Below are 15,012 nucleotides of genomic sequence, written 5' to 3'. Positions count from 1 at the left end.
GCGACCGAAGGGTGCGGGTGGCTGTGGACAGTGGCGGACCGAGGATGCGCAGGACCGCGCAGGTGCTGCGGAGCCTCTTCGTGTGGGGGCTGGCGGCGGTCCTGGCCCTCATCGTCACCGACGCCTTCGTGTCGGTCCCGACCTGGTGGTTCCTGCTGCCGCCGGCGGTGGTCTGCGTGTGGCTGGCGTCCCTGGCGGCCGGATACGCGGCCCGGCCCGGTCACGAACCCGGAGCCGTTGAGGTGGCCCCGCCGGTACACGGCCGCTGGTCGGCCCTGAACAGCCCCGCGGACCGGGTGCCCAGCCACGGCACACGCGAACTCGGCCAGGCGTACGCGATCGATGTCGTCGCCGAGCCCGCGGACGGGGAACGCCCCGGCACCGGCTGGTGGCCGCCCATGCGACCCAACAGCGACTTCCCCGCCTTCGGTCGGCCCCTGTACGCCGTCGCCGACGCCACGGTCGTGGCCGTCTCGGACAGCCAACGCGACCACCTCAGCCGAAACTCCTACCCGGCCCTGCTCTACCTGGTGTTCGAGGGGATCGTCCGCATGTTCGGCGGTGCCCGCAGGATCGTCGGAAACCACGTGGTCCTGGACCTGGGCGAAGGGGTCCACGCCGTGTACGCCCACCTCAGGAGGGGCTCGGCGGAGGTCTCGGCGAGGGACCGGGTCACCGCCGGGCAGCTGATCGGGCGGTGCGGGAACTCCGGCAACTCCAGCGAGCCCCACCTGCACTTCCACCTCATGGACCACCCCGACCTCAGCCTCGCCCACGGGATCCCGTTCACCTGGACGGGTGTGGGCCTGCCCGCCGGCCGCGAGGTCTTCGACGCGCCCGGACCGGCCCCCCGCTGACGCCTGCGGCCGCCCTAGACTGCGGCTGGAGACCGCACCGGAGGTCGCTCGGAACGGGTATCGGGGGAGAGAACGTGCACGACATCGCGGAACGGGCGGCCAAAGCCCTGGACAACGCGGAGAACTGGCCGGACGACCCGAAGGAGGCCGTGGCCCGTCAGCGCCTGCTGGCCGACCGGGTGCGCACCGAGCCCCTCGACCCGGACTCGGTGCGCTACGTCGCCGGGCTGGACGTCAGCTACGGGGTCGGGGACAAGGAGCTCGCCGCGGCCGCCGTGGTCCTGGACGCACGCACCCTGGAGGTGGTCGACACCTCCCTGATCGCCGACACCCCGTCCTTCCCCTACATCTCCGGCCTGTTCGGCTTCCGGGAACTGCCGCCGGTCCTCAGAGCCATCGAAGGGCTCTCCGTGTCCCCCGACGTCTTCGTCAGCGACGGCTTCGGCCTGGCGCACCCCCGCCGGTTCGGGGTCGCCAGCCACCTCGGCGTCCTGATCGACGCACCGGTGATCGGCTCCGCCAAGACCGTGCTCTACGGGAGGAACTCCATGCCCGGTCAGGAGCGCGGCTCGTGGAAGCCCATGGTCGCGGGGCGCTCCGAACTCGTCGAGGACACCGAGCCCCTCGCCGCCCAGGGGGCCGAGGTCATCGGCCGGGTCCTGCGCACCCGGGCCAGGACCAGGCCCGTCTACGTCTCCGTGGGCCACCGCGTGGACCTGGCGGGGTCCGCCGATCTCATCCTGCGGCTGTCGCCCAAGTACCGGATCCCCGAACCCATCCGGCACGCGGACCGGCTCTGCGGCCGGTACCGCAAGGAACACGCCGCCGGCGGGTAGGGACCCGGCAACGGAGCAGCGCCCCCGGGAACGGAGCGGGGGAGGGGTCCGAAGACCCCTCCCCCCGCCCTCTCCGGGTCCGGACTACCAGCCGTTCTCCACGGGGCGGCCCTCGTTGTACCCGGCGGCGCTCTGCACACCGACCACGGCGCGCTCGTGGAACTCCGCCAGCGACGTGGCGCCCGCGTACGTCATGGAGCTGCGCACACCGGCGATGATCTGGTCGATCAGGTCCTCGACACCGGGACGCTCCGCGTCCAGGTACATCCGGCCGGTGGAGATGCCCTCCTCGAACAGCGCCTTGCGGGCCCGCTCGAACGGGGAGTCCTCGGAGGTGCGCAGCCGCACCGCGCGGGCCGAGGCCATCCCGAAGCTCTCCTTGTACTGGCGGCCCTGGGCGTCCCGCATGACGTCGCCGGGCGACTCGTAGGTGCCCGCGAACCACGAACCGACCATCACGTTGGAGGCACCCGCGGCCAGGGCCAGGGCGACGTCACGCGGGTGCCGCACACCGCCGTCCGCCCACACGTGCCCGCCCAGCTCACGGGCGGCGGCCGCGCACTCCAGAACGGCGGAGAACTGCGGGCGGCCCACCGCGGTCATCATCCGGGTGGTGCACATCGCGCCCGGTCCCACGCCGACCTTGACGATGTCGGCCCCGGCCTCGATGAGGTCGCGGGTGCCCTGGGCGGTCACGATGTTGCCCGCGACGATCGGTACGTCCGGCGAGAGCGCGCGGACCCTCCCGATCGCCGAGATCATCTTCTCCTGGTGGCCGTGCGCGGTGTCGATCACCAGGGTGTCCACCCCGGCTGCCAACAGCTCGGAGGCCTTGCCCACCACGTCGCCGTTGATGCCCACGGCGGCGGCCACCCGCAGCCGGTTCCGGGAGTCCACGGCCGGCTTGTATAGCGTTGAGCGCAGGGCGCCGGTACGGGTCAGCACACCCACCAGGGCGCCCTCGCCGTCGACGACCGGGGCCAGCCGGTGCCGGAAGTCGTGCAGCGTTCCGAAGGCCTCCTGCGGCTCGGTTCCTGCGGGGATGGTCAGCAGCTCGGTGGACATCACGTCGCGCAACTGCGAGAAGCGGTCCACCCCCGCGCAGTCGGCCTCGGTGACCACGCCGACCGGACGCCGGTCCCCGTCCACGACGATCACGGCGTTGTGCGCCCGCTTGGGCAGCAGGTTGAGCGCCTCACCGACGGTGCTGGCCGGATTGAGGGTGATGGCGGTGTCGTAGACCAGGTCGCGCTGTTTGGTCCAGGCGACGACGTCGGAGACGACGTCGATCGGGATGTCCTGCGGGATGACCGCGATGCCGCCGCGGCGGGCGATCGTCTCGGCCATCCGGCGGCCCGCGACCGCGGTCATGTTCGCGACGACCAGCGGCACGGTGGTACCGGTGCCGTCCGGAGACGACAGGTCGACGCTGAGCCGGGAGCCGACGGCACTGCGGCCCGGGACCATGAACACGTCGCTGTAGGTCAGGTCCTGGCTGGGGACCTGGTCGTTGAGAAAACGCAATGGCTCTACCTCGGTCGAGACCGAAGGGGGTGGACCACTCCGCCGCGTGAGGCACGGGCGGCACCCTGTTGATCCCCCTCTTACCAGTCAAGTATGCCGTCACCGATTAGGTCGGAGGTACCTCCGTCTGGCATGATGACTCGATTCCCGCCCCGACCCGGCCTTCGCCCCTGCCGTGAAACGGTGACCGTCAACCGTGCGCCGTCGGCGTTCGGGGGCGCCGGCCCTCCAGGAGAACCCCGCATGTCGCGTTTCACTCTCGCGCAAGTCAAGGAAGAGACCTACAAGGCCAAGGACGCCTGGTGGACGGTCTTCCTGGTCGACCCGCTGGCGGGTCGGCTGGTGGTCTGGACGGCGAACCGGACCAGCATCACACCGAACCAGCTCACCCTGGGCGCCGGTGTGCTGGGGCTGCTGTCCGCGATCTGTTTCGCGGCGCCCGTCTGGGCGGAGGCGACCGGTTGGGCTTGGCTGTTGGCCGGGGCGCTGCTGTTCCACCTGAGCTTCGTCCTGGACTGCATGGACGGCAAGATCGCCCGGCTGAAGGGCACCGGTTCGGTCTTCGGCAGCTGGGTCGACTTCGTCTTCGACCGCATCCGCTTCTTCGGTTGTGTGCTGGCCCTCCTGGTGGGCCAGTGGCTGGTCACGGACAACCCCGCCTATCTGCTCGTCGCCCCCGTGGTGGTCTTCTTCGACCTGCTGCGCTACCTCAACGGGGCCCAGGTCGCCAAGACCCGCAAGAGCATGAAGCAGACCCTCGCCGCGGCCTCGGGCGAGCCCGAACCACTGCGTGCCGAGGCGCCCGGCGACGCCGACCCCGAGGACGAGGAGATGGCGGACGCCCCGGCGGCCGCGGACGCCCCCGCGCCCAGGGGCCTCTACCCGCGGGTGCGGAACTTCCTCCTCCGGCACCGGGTGCGCCCGCACCTGTTCAGCGGCATCGAGTTCGAGATGTTCCTGTGCGTGCTGGCGCCCGCGACCGTGCTGGTCTCCTTCTTCACCCCGCTGAACAGCCTTGTCATCCCGGTGGCGGTCTTCTCCGTCCTCGCCCTGGCCTTCTTCGAGGTGGTGCTGGTGCTGCGCCTGTGGAAGGAGACCCGCCGCTTCGAGGCGCGCCGTCGCGAACTGTCCACGGCGGCCCCGACCGCGGCGGGCGGCGAGAGCTGAGCTGACCGGGGCTCCTGGGCCCTAGACGCAATGCTGTTCAGTTAAGGCGTTCAAGGGTCTGTCAACACCGCGATGTCCACGGTGGCCTTGTACGTGGTCCGATCCACCCCGTTGGAGCGGGCGTGGTACTTGGAGATCGCGCGTTTGACCACCCGAGGCACTGTGCGTAGACGCCGCTCGGGCAGCAGGTTCGCCAACACCTGCCGCCCGAGCAACCCCCGCACGTCGATGCGCTCGCCAGCGATGACGTTCTCGGCCCGCACCAGCAGGTCGCGGGCGCTTTCCACCGCCACCGCGAAACTCGCCCGCAGCGGGCTGTGCCCGGTAGCGGTCAGCGCGTCAGCGATCGCGCACCGCACCACCTGGTAGGTGGCCAACAGCGCCCACACCTCCTGTTCCAGCCCCTCGGGGTCCTTGGCCCGCAGCACCCGGCGCCCGAGCAGGGCCGACTTCAGCTCGCAGTAGGCGGTCTCGATCTCCCACCGCTGGTGGTAGAGCGCCACCAGACCCGTGGCCGGATACAGGTCGGGATCGGTCAGAGTGGTGGCCAGCCGGTAGGAGCCGGTGCGCTCGCCCTGGTCTGTGGCGATGGTGATCTGGGCTTGGATGAGCCGCATCCGTACCTTGCCGCGCTGCACCAGCCAGGTGCCATCGCCCAAACGACGAAGGCGGCGGGGTTTGCTCTGCGAGCCCATCCGAACCAGGAGCTGGGCCCCGCTGGCATGAAGATCTTTGAGCAGGTCGGCGGCGTCGAACCCGCGATCGGCCAGGATGAGCTGGCCCGGACCCATGGCTGGGAGCAGACGGGCGGCCATGGTGGTCTCGCCCTGGGTGACGGGTCCAAAGACCGCGCCCAGCAGTGCCCGGGATCCGGTGGCGACCAGGGCGAGCAACCGTACTTGGGGGTAGCCGGCCCCGGCCCAGCGGGTGGCTCCGCTGGAGCGGTGCACGGCCCGGTTGGCTTGTGTGGCGGGTACGTCCAGCAGGGTGCCGTCGATGGCGCACACCAGCAGCCCGTGGAAGCGGTGGGCGCTGTGGGTGGGGCCAGAGAGCAGCTCGAACAGAGCTTTGAGGGGTGCTGGGCCCAGGCGTTTGCGGGCGTAGAACAGTGCGGAGGCGGCCGGTTGGGTGCACAGGCTCACCCCGGCGGTGAGTTTGCGCCACAGGGCGGGCCAGCCGCAGTGGGTGAAGAGTCCGGCTGTGAGCAGGAGGTAGACGACCACGCGGGAGGGAAGCAGGCGTGAGCGTCGTTGGTGGCTGTTGGATTCCTCCAGGACGGAATCGACCATCTCAAAAGGCACGATCTGGGTGAGTTCTCCCAGGTGGCCGGGGGCCAGGGCGCCGGGTGCGTGGTGGGTCTGTCGGGTCGTGACACAATGGTCGGGCAAGGGGCTCCTTGGGAACAGCTGGGGTGAGATACAGCTGTCCTACCAGGGAGCCCCTTCTTCGTCTGGGTCAGGGTTGACGGACCACCACAACCCTTAACTGAACAGCATTGGCCCTAGACGGAACTCCTCTCCCGTCCAGCCTCCGCCGTCCGCGTCCTGGCCCCGGTTGCCCTGCCGGCGAGACCCTTCCCGTCCTGGCGCAGGAACCAGGTCGCCTGCGGCTCGACCGCCCACCGCATGCCCCCGCGCACCCACGGGGTGCAGAGCAGCAGGATCAGGGCCAGGGCCAGGGACACGGTGACGGACAGGCCCACCGGGCCGGACACCACGTCGTACCAGGGGGTGTTCTTCAACAGGAGGAGGAACACCGAGTGGCCCAGGTACACGAACAGGGTGTAGGCGCCCAACGACGTGTACCAGGTCCGCCGCTTCGGAGTGAGCGCCAGCACCGCGATGGTCATGACCAGGGCCAGGCCCATGAAGGCCAGCCGGATGCCGATGCTCGGCAGCAGCGGGTCGATGTCACGGTCGGTGAGGCTGGCCCGCCAGAACAGCCAGTCCCGGCTCAGGCGGTCCGAGATCGGTACCGCCAGGAGCGCGGTGACGCCCAGGACCAGCACCGAGCAGAGGCGGACCCACAACCGGTCCAGGTACGCGAAGTGTTCTCGGCGCAGGCTCAGCCCCAGCACGAAGAAGGGCAGGAAGCTGACGACGCGCCCCATCGACAGGGTCTCCCCCAGGGTGGAGGTGGCCCCGAAAACGGAGACGGCCACCGCGATCGTCACCGGCCAGCGAAGCCGCTGCCACACCGGCACGCTCAGGCGCCAGAGGAACAGGGCGACCAGGAACCACAGGGTCCAGGTCGGTTTGAGCACCGACAGGGTGTCCGGCAGGCCGCCGCGCTGGACCGTGTAGATGGCCTGGTGCGCGGTCCAGAAGAGGAGATAGGGCACGCCCAGCGACAGGACCAGCTTCTCCACCCGGTTCGACGAGGCGTCGAAGGACCGGGACAGGTAGCCGCTGATCAGGATGAACGCGGGCATGTGGAAGAAGTAGATCCAGTAGTAGAGGGCACCGGCGGGCCCGTAGCCGGTGAGTGGTTGGATCGCGTGACCGACGACGACCAGCGCGATGAGGATGAACTTGGCGTTGTCCAGACGGGCGTCGCGACCCGGCTGCCGTGCTGTCGCCTCGGACCGTCCTCCGGGGGTCCGGGCGGTCGCGCCGGGCCCGTCATCCGGGGGACGGGGCGCCTGACTGGTTGCGGATGAGGCCACTGGGGTCTCCGAGGTCGCGGATTTCTGGGGCTTGGACGTCGGTCCGGCGGCCTCCGCGTGCGGGGCCGGGGCCGTTCGACCGGGTCGGAGCCGACAGGCCGAGGGCCCGGTGCCGCGTGGCGCGCGAGGGGGCACCGAGCGTCTCACTTCGGCAAACACGGTTCCGTTACATTACTGAGACATGCTGCGGTATGCCAGTGGTTCGCGCAAATCAGGTAAAAGTCCACGAGGTGTACTCGGATCCGGGAAGCGGTTCGTGCGCGGGATCGCGGGCCACTGAAGGGGACGGATGATGGCTTACCGTATTCAGACCATAACCCACGGGTCCCACCGCGGGCACCCCCGCACGAACACGGCGGTGTGAACCGTCTGCGGACGCGCCGATAGGCTGCCCCAGGCGGCTGACCCCCTTTCAGTCCTTTCAGTGCCCGCCAGTCGAGAACGAAGAAGGCGGTGGAAACCGTGCCGCACGCGGTGGATCCCAACCGTGCAGCCCAGCACGGGAGTGTGGTCATGCGACTCCTCGACGAGCTCTTCCCGCTCGTCGAGGGGGTCTACGTCGACCTGCACAAGAACCCGGAGCTCTCCCACTCCGAACAGCGCACCGCCAGCGTTGTCGCGGAATGGCTGAACCGAACCGGCTACGAGGTCCACAAGGGCGTCGGAGGCACCGGCGTGGTCGGCATCCTCCGCAACGGCCCCGGTCCCACGGTGATGCTCCGCGCGGACATGGACGCCCTCCCCCTGGAGGAGAAGACCGGGCTGCCCTACGCCAGCACGGCGCGCGCCATGGACGCCGACGGCGCCGAAGTCCCCGTCATGCACGCCTGCGGCCACGACGCGCACACCGCGTGCCTGGTCGGGGTCGCCGACCTGCTCTCGGAGACACGCGAGGAGTGGGCGGGCACCGTCATGGTCGTGGCCCAGCCGGGAGAGGAGACCCTCGACGGCGCCCAGCGGATGATCGACGACGGCCTGTTCGACCGCTTCGGCCGTCCCGACGTCGTCCTCGGCCAGCACCTGGGCCCGCAGCCCGCCGGACTCATCTCCCACCGCGCCGGGATCATCCTCGGCTCCTCCAGTTCCTACCGGGTGCGGATCTTCGGCGAGGGCGGCCACGCCTCCCAGCCGCACACCACCGTCGATCCGGTGCTCATCGCCGCGAACATCGTCACCCGGCTGCAGAGCGTCGTCTCGCGCGAGATCAGCCCGAGCGAGATGGCCGTGCTCACGGTCGGCAGGATCCAGGCGGGCACCAAGGCCAACATCATCCCGGACGAGGCGTACCTGGAGATCAACACCAGGGCCCTCAACGACAACGTCGAGGCCCAACTGGAACAGGCCATCGAGCGCGTCGTGCGCGCCGAGGCAGCGGCCTCCGGGGCCGGTCGCGAACCACGGGTCGAGCGCTTCCAGGGCAGCGGGGTCACCCACAACGACCCCGCCAGCACCGCCGACGTGGCAGCGGCCCACCACGCGTACTTCGGCGACGAATACGTCATCCACCTGCCGGACCCGTCCCCGTCGACCGAGGACTTCTGCCGCTACGGCCTGCCCGGCGACCCGCAGCCCATCCCCTACGTGTTCTGGTTCGTCGGCGCCACCCCGCACGACGTCTGGGAGTCGGCGCCCGGAGACACGCCCTACGAGAAGATGGGCAACGTCCCGAGCAACCACTCGCCGTTCTTCTCACCCGACCGCGAACCCACACTGCGGGCGGGACTCGCCGCGCTGACCGTCGCCGCCCTCTCCTACCTGGGCAGCGACAACCCACAGCCCTCCGCTCTGGACCAGGCCTCCGCCGCCCCGACGGGCTCCGCCTTCCCCGGCCCGGCACCCGCCGGTACCGCGGACCCGCGCGGTCACACCGACCCGGGCGCGAGCTTCGACGGCCTGGACGGTTCCGACCGCCCGCTGGACACGCCGCCGCAGGCGGAGGCCCCCGCACCGTTCGACCCGCTCTCGGACCCCCTGACCGGGCCGCGTCCCCCGGAGCCGGGGTTCTCGGACAGGGCCAACGACGCCTACGACAGCGCGTTCCTGTCCTCCTCCTGGCCGGAGGACCCCGCCAAGACCACCCACGACACCGACACGGACTCGGTGACAGGGGCGCAGGACCAGGAAATCCGCGACGAGTGGCGCAGCGAGAAGGCCGAGGAATCGACCCTGTCCGCGGACATGGCCTCGATCCTGGACGAGGACGAGACGCCCGCGCCGCCCCCCGGTCCGCCCGCAGGGCCCTCCTACGGGGGGCCTCCGCCCACGGGCAGCGCGCACAACGCCCCGCCGCCCCCCGGCCCCGACGACGACCTGCCCGACTCCCAGTACCGGCTCTGACCGAGCGTGGGGGTCGTCCCGTGCCAATGGGGTGACCCCCACGTGCGCCGCACCCTGCGGCACCGCCGGGAGAACATCCTCCTGGCCGGTTGTGCCGCCGTCACGGTGCTGGCGGTCGTGGGCGCCGTCAGCCGGGCCCTGTCCGGCGACCCCAACGAGCCGCTACTGCTCCTCAGCATCCCCGCACTGGTCTACTTCGTGCGCGGGCAGCTCTACGCCCGCCAGCGCGTCAACGGGGTGCGCATCACCGAGGCCCAGTTCCCGGAGGCGCACCGGATGGTCGCCGAAGCCGCCGCGCACTTCGGGATGAGACGGACCCCGGAGGCCTACATCGTCCTGGGCAACGGCGTCATCAACGCCTTCGCCTCCGGGCACGGTTTCCGCCGGTACGTGGCCATCCACAGCGACCTGTTCGAGGTCGGCGGCCGGCTGGGCGACCCCGACGCCCTACGGTTCGTCATCGGCCACGAGGTCGGCCACATCGCGGCGGGCCACACCTCGTTCTGGCGGCAGTTCGCCATATCCATCGCCCAGGTGATCCCCGGGGTGGGCAGCACACTGGGACGCGCCCAGGAATACACCGCCGACAACCACGCCTACGACTTCTGCCCCGAGGGCGTGCAGGGGATGCGCGTACTGGCCGCGGGCAAGTACCTCTACCCGGCCGTGGACTTCGACGACATCGCCGCGCGCGCCCACACCGACACCGGCTTCTTCGTGCTGCTGGTCAACTTCCTGTCCAGCCATCCCGTCAACACCTTCCGGTTCGCGGCCCTGGCCGACCGCACCCGGCCGGGGCGGGTGCTGTGAGAGTTGTGTCTGCCTGGGGCCTCCGCTGTGTTTGCTTGGGTCCTCCGCTTCGCTTCGGACCGTGTTCGGGCGCCTGAGGGGAGGTGTTCTTCATCCTCGTCTGCGCCTGGCTCGCCCACCCGTCGCCCGCCGCCACCCTCAACGGACGCCTACGGCGCGGTACCCGTCCCTGCTGGCGGCTTGACTCGTCTTGCAGAACACTCCCGCGCCCGAACGAAAGAACACCCCCTGGAGTGACCGTGAACAGGCAGGGGCACCCCCTGGGGTCGGGGTGCGCGGGCAGGGGAACCTCCTGGGGTGACGGTGCGTGGGAGGGTGCTTCCCCTGTGACTGGGGTGGGCGGGCAGTCCTCCCCTTGCGGCTGGGGCGGGCTGGCTACGTCGTGTTTCGGGCCCTGGCCATCCGGTGTCCCACGTGTTCGGGCAGCCGCTCGTGGCGCAGGTAGTCGCGGGTGAACACCCCGGTCCCGTGCGAAACGGACCGCAGCTCGACGGCATAACGAACGATCTCCAGTTCGGGCACCTCCGCGCGGATCACGATCCGGCCGCCCGCCACCGCCTCGGTGCCCACCACCCGGCCGCGCCGGGCCGAGAGGTCGCTCAGGACCGCGCCCAGGAAGGCGTCGTCGACCTCCACGGCCACGGTGTCCACCGGTTCCAGGACGGCCAGCTCCGAGGCGGAGGCGGCGTCGCGCAGCGCGAGCCGACCGGCCTTCTGGAAGGCCATGTCGGAGGAGTCCACCGAGTGCGCCCTGCCGTCGTACAGGGTGACGCGCAGGTCCACCAGCGGGTAACCGTCATCCACACCGTCGGCCATCTGGGCGCGGATCCCCTTCTCCACCGAGGGGACGTACTGGCGGGGGACCACACCGCCGACGATCCGGTCGACGAACTCCAGACCGGCCCCGGACTCCAACGGCTCCACCCTGATCCGGCACACCCCGAACTCGCCGTGCCCGCCGCTCTGCTTGACGTTGCGGCCCATCCCCTGCCCGGGGACGGTGAAGGTCTCCCGCAGCGGGATCCTGACCTCCTCGGTCCGCACCCGCACCCCGTAGCGGTGCTCCAGGCGGTCCAGCGCCGCGTCCAGGTGAGCCTCTCCCAGGCTCCACAGGACCATCTGGTGGGTCTCCGGGTTGACCCGGACCCGCAGTGACGGGTCCTCCGCGAGGAGCCGGGAGACCGCCTGGGAGAGCTTGTCCTCGTCGGAGGCGGAGGCCGCGGAGACGGCCACCGGCAGCATCGGGTCGGGAAACCGCCAGGGCGACACCCGGAGCGGGAGTTCGGGCGCGGACAGGGTGTCGCCGGTCCGCGCGGCGGACAGCTTCGACACCAGGCACAGGTCGCCGGCGATCACCTCGCCGACCGGGCTGGTCCGGCGGCCGTGCGGCACCGACAGCGACCCCGACCGCTCGTCGTCGCCGGTCCGGTCGAGTTCCTCGGCATTGCCCAGTCCCGTGCGCACCCCGTGGCCGTGCAGGTGGACGCCGGTGTCGGGGGCCAGAGTTCCGGAGAAGACCCGCACCAGGCTGATCCGGCCCACGTAGGGGTCGCTGGTGGTGCTGAGCACCTCGGCGACCAGCGGCCCCTCCGGATCGCAGGACAGGCCCCCGACGGGGCGTCCGTCGGGTCGGGACACCGAGGGGAACGGGCGCCGGGTCGGGTCCGGGCAGGAGAGCGGGAGTTCGCGGAGCAGCTCGCGCACGCCCACGCCCCGGGTCGGGCTGGTCGCCAGCACCGGGTGGAAGCCGCCCGCGGACACCGCCTTCTTGAGGTCCTCGATGAGCAGGTCGGGGTCGAGTCCGCCGCCCGCCATGTAGCGGTCCATGAGGGCCTCGTCCTCGCTCTCGGTGATGACCTCCTCGATGAGGGTCTCCCGCAGCGGCCCGGCCTGTTCGCGCAGCCACCCGGGGGCCGGGCGCGAGGAAGGGGCGGCCCCCGGCCCGCCCCCGTCGGAGTAGTCGTAGTAGCGCTCCGAGACCAGGCCCCAGAGCCCCACCAGTTCGCGTTGGTCGCCCGACCCCTCCACGGCGGGCACGTAGGCGGCGTGCACCCCGGGGCCGAAGGCCTCCTTGCACTGCCCGACCACCTCGTCGAAATCGGCCCGGGGGTGGTCGACCTTGGTGACGGCCACGGCGCGGGGCATCCCCACGGCGGCACACTCCTCCCACAGCATCCGGGTGCGACCGTCCACCCCGTCCAGGGCGGAGACCACGAACAGGGCGGCGTCGGCGCCGCGCAGCCCCGCACGCATCGCCCCGACGAAGTCGGCGTAACCGGGGGTGTCCAGCAGGTTGACCTTGACGTCGCCGACCATCACCGGGTTGACGGTCAGGTGCACGGATCGCCTCTGGCGGATCTCGACCTCGTCGTGGTCGCTGACGGTGGTGCCCTCCTCCACGCTGCCGGGGCGTTTGATCTGCCCGGCGGCGTGGAGCAGCGCCTCGACCAGGGTCGTCTTTCCGGCGCCGGTCGGTCCGACCAGCGCGACGTTGCGGATGTTCTGGGGCCTGTCGGCCCCGGGCACGGCTACGGCTCGGTCTACCATCCCTGCTACCCAGCCCTTCGGGATCCGAGCGGTGGTCGACCAGGACCACCGAAAGTGTGACCTGTGACACTCTCTACGGTCGCCTGTCCCGGGCCCGACCACAAGAGGTCATCGGCCGGACATCGTCGGAGGGCGCCATCTGAGTGCCTATGAACCGACTTGTTCTTCTAGGCTGTTGCCCGTGCCATGGTCGGAGAGTCTTCCTCAATTCAGTCTCGCCGGGACCCTTCTGACGGTCCTGCTGCTGTTCTTCGCGGCGTTCGGCGAGCCCCTGCTCGGACGCCGCGCGTTCACGTGGCTGTCCCACCGCCGTGAGGGCGACGAGCGCGCCCTCGGGCTGCTGTACGCCGTCACGATGGCGGTCCACGTCCTGTGGGGACTGCTGGTCCTCGTGGTCCTGCTGCTGTCGCCCGAGCTGAACCTGGTCGACCTGGGACTGCGCATCCCGGACGCGTTCGCTCCGATCGTGGGCGCCGCAGTCGGCGGGCTCCTCGCGCTGGCCGCGTTCTGGGTGCTGGTCAACGGCCTGCCCGCCAGGGACCGCATCCCCTTCCTGGGCAGGTTGTCCGGGCGCGGTGCGGCCAGGGGGGCCGAGTCCGGGCAGGGCCGGTCGGGCCGCCGCGGACGCCGCGCGAGCGGTCACCGGGGGCGCCGGGGCGCAGGCAGGCCGACGAGTCTGCCCGAGCCCGGCCACCAGCAGTACCTCCTGCTGCCGCGCACCCGCAGGGAACAGGGCCTGGCCGCGGGGATGGCGGTCACCGGGGGCGTGTTCGGCGAACTCCTCTACCGTGGCCTGTTCATCACCCTGGTCGCCAGCATGGGCGTCCCGCTCTGGTCCGCCGCAGTGCTGTCGATCCTGCTCTTCTCCGTCGCGCACGCCTACCAGGGCTGGTGGGGGCTGCTCAGCGCGGGTTTCTCCGGGACCCTGTTCACCGTTCTGTACCTGGGTACGGGGAGCCTGGTCGTCCCGGTCCTCGTCCACGTGGCCCTGAACCTGCGTTCGGTGGTCTTCCCGCCGGCCTCGGAACGCCGGGCCGCGGAGGACGCCGCCCACCGCGACTATGACGACGACCCCTACGAGGACGACCCCTACGAGGACGGGTACGGGTACGACGAGTACGGGCCCGAGGAGCAGGGGCACGGTCGGACCGGGGAGTTCGAAACGGCCGGGTCCGGGGAGGAGCCGCCGGGGACACCCGCGCCGCACCAGCAGGCCCCGCCCACCGGCACACCCGCCTTCGGGACGCCCGCCTTCGGGACGCCCGCCTTCGGGACGCCCGACCCCCGGCAACAGGGCCCGCACCCCCACCCGCCCGCGGGGCCCTCGGACCAGTACCCGGCGGCACCGCCCGTGTACGGTTCCGGCGATCCCCGGCCCCACCGGTCCGAGGGCGACACACCGGGGCCGGGCGTCCCCTACCGGAACTGATCGTGCACGATGGAGTGGTGTCCGACGCCATCGACCACTCCATCGCACAGCCCGAGGAGAACCGTTTCTGGCTGACCACCTCGGACGGGGTGGGGATCGACGCCGTGCTGCTGCGCCGCGCCGGGTCCCGCACCACCGCGGTGGTCGTCGCCAACGGTTTCACCGGCACCTACCGGAGCCCGCACACACGCGCCATCGCCGAGGGACTGCTGCCCGTCGGCGACGTTATGACCTTCGACTTCCGGGGACACCACGGTTCCGGCGGCCACAGCACCGTCGGCAACGCCGAGATCCACGACCTGGAGGCGGTGGTGAACCGCCTGCGTGAACTCGGCTACACGCACATCGCCGTGGTGGGTTTCTCGATGGGGGCGGCGGTCGCCGTCCGGCACGCCGCCATCTACGGCGGAACCTGTGCGGTGGTGTCCGTGAGCGGGCCCAGCCGCTGGTACTACCGGGGCACCCGGGCGATGCGCCTGCTCCACCTGGGGATCGGGAGGACGCTCGGCCGCGCCTTCCTGAAGCGCTTCCGCAAGGTCCGCGTCACCGACCAGCGCTGGAACCCCACCCCGGCCGAGCCCCGTGAGGTCGCGGGGGAGGTCTCACCCGCGCCGCTTCTGGTCGTGCACGGCGACGCCGACAGCTACTTCCCGGTGGCGCACGCCACCTCCATCCACGACGCCGCACGCGAACCCAAGGAGCTGTGGATCATCCCCGGGATGGGCCACGCGGAGCGGGCGGTCACCCCCGAGCTGACAGTCCGGCTGCGCCGGTGGATCGGCGAGCGGCTGCCCCCGCGGGAACAGCCCCGGTAACCGGTCCCGGCGGCTGGGGCCGGTC

Annotated in this window: 11 protein-coding genes; 7 read left to right on the top strand and 4 right to left on the bottom strand. The window is 71.1% G+C overall.

Going from position 1 to position 15,012, the window contains the following annotated elements; all coding sequences use genetic code 11:
- Positions 1-23 precede the first annotated feature (23 nt).
- Both AC0VYD_RS21005 and AC0VYD_RS21000 read left to right on the top strand, forming a co-directional pair.
- Positions 24-857, top strand: a complete 834-nt coding sequence (locus tag AC0VYD_RS21005; protein WP_475477147.1) for a M23 family metallopeptidase — start codon at positions 24-26, stop codon at positions 855-857.
- Between the two features lie 74 nt (positions 858-931).
- A complete protein-coding gene (locus AC0VYD_RS21000; RefSeq protein ID WP_475477146.1) occupies positions 932-1,693 on the top strand; it encodes an endonuclease V in 762 nt (253 codons plus the stop codon).
- An 84-nt stretch (positions 1,694-1,777) separates the two neighbouring features.
- On the opposite strand, the gene AC0VYD_RS20995 is transcribed toward AC0VYD_RS21000, so the two are convergent.
- Complete coding sequence (locus AC0VYD_RS20995; RefSeq protein ID WP_473038315.1) at positions 1,778-3,217, bottom strand: GuaB1 family IMP dehydrogenase-related protein; 1,440 nt, start codon at positions 3,215-3,217, stop codon at positions 1,778-1,780.
- 243 nt (positions 3,218-3,460) lie between these two features.
- Here AC0VYD_RS20995 and AC0VYD_RS20990 point away from each other — a divergent pair, with 243 nt between their 5' ends.
- Positions 3,461-4,384 carry a CDP-alcohol phosphatidyltransferase family protein gene (locus tag AC0VYD_RS20990; RefSeq protein ID WP_475477145.1) on the top strand — a complete coding sequence of 308 codons (924 nt, stop codon included), beginning with the start codon at positions 3,461-3,463 and terminating at the stop codon, positions 4,382-4,384.
- Positions 4,385-4,434: 50 nt separating this feature from the next.
- Here the strand turns inward: AC0VYD_RS20990 and AC0VYD_RS20985 are convergent, their stop codons facing one another.
- Both AC0VYD_RS20985 and AC0VYD_RS20980 read right to left on the bottom strand, forming a co-directional pair.
- On the bottom strand, positions 4,435-5,772 hold the full coding sequence (locus AC0VYD_RS20985; RefSeq protein ID WP_475476145.1) for an IS4 family transposase: 1,338 nt from the start codon (positions 5,770-5,772) through the stop codon (positions 4,435-4,437).
- Positions 5,773-5,885: 113 nt separating this feature from the next.
- Positions 5,886-7,049, bottom strand: coding sequence for an acyltransferase family protein (locus AC0VYD_RS20980; RefSeq protein ID WP_475477144.1), 1,164 nt, complete (start codon positions 7,047-7,049; stop codon positions 5,886-5,888).
- Between the two features lie 453 nt (positions 7,050-7,502).
- Here AC0VYD_RS20980 and AC0VYD_RS20975 point away from each other — a divergent pair, with 453 nt between their 5' ends.
- Entirely contained in the window at positions 7,503-9,386 is a 1,884-nt protein-coding gene (locus AC0VYD_RS20975) for an amidohydrolase (RefSeq protein ID WP_475477143.1), read from the top strand.
- A gap of 42 nt (positions 9,387-9,428) precedes the next feature.
- Positions 9,429-10,196 carry a M48 family metallopeptidase gene (locus AC0VYD_RS20970; RefSeq protein WP_475477142.1) on the top strand — a complete coding sequence of 256 codons (768 nt, stop codon included), beginning with the start codon at positions 9,429-9,431 and terminating at the stop codon, positions 10,194-10,196.
- A 375-nt stretch (positions 10,197-10,571) separates the two neighbouring features.
- Here the strand turns inward: AC0VYD_RS20970 and AC0VYD_RS20965 are convergent, their stop codons facing one another.
- Positions 10,572-12,743: an elongation factor G-like protein EF-G2 gene (locus tag AC0VYD_RS20965; protein WP_475477141.1), complete on the bottom strand. Its 2,172-nt coding sequence runs from the start codon at positions 12,741-12,743 to the stop codon at positions 10,572-10,574.
- Positions 12,744-12,924: 181 nt separating this feature from the next.
- Between AC0VYD_RS20965 and AC0VYD_RS20960 the strand changes: the two genes are divergently transcribed.
- Together AC0VYD_RS20960 and AC0VYD_RS20955 are read left to right on the top strand one after the other, a co-directional pair.
- Positions 12,925-14,172, top strand: a complete 1,248-nt coding sequence (locus AC0VYD_RS20960; RefSeq protein WP_475477140.1) for a CPBP family intramembrane glutamic endopeptidase — start codon at positions 12,925-12,927, stop codon at positions 14,170-14,172.
- A 17-nt stretch (positions 14,173-14,189) separates the two neighbouring features.
- Positions 14,190-14,987, top strand: coding sequence for an alpha/beta hydrolase (locus AC0VYD_RS20955; protein WP_475480329.1), 798 nt, complete (start codon positions 14,190-14,192; stop codon positions 14,985-14,987).
- The last annotated feature ends 25 nt before the right edge of the window (positions 14,988-15,012 follow it).

The organism is Nocardiopsis sp. iso_40 (genome assembly GCF_056173285.1).
Note: the sequence above shows the minus strand (reverse complement) of the source record. Positions and strands in the feature narration are given on the sequence as shown.

Coding starts and splice junctions, on each gene's coding strand:
- AC0VYD_RS20965 (WP_475477141.1), bottom strand. CDS start 12,743: ATGGTAGACCGAGCCGTAGCCGTGCCCGGGGCCGACAGGCCCCAGAAC.
- AC0VYD_RS20990 (WP_475477145.1), top strand. CDS start 3,461: ATGTCGCGTTTCACTCTCGCGCAAGTCAAGGAAGAGACCTACAAGGCC.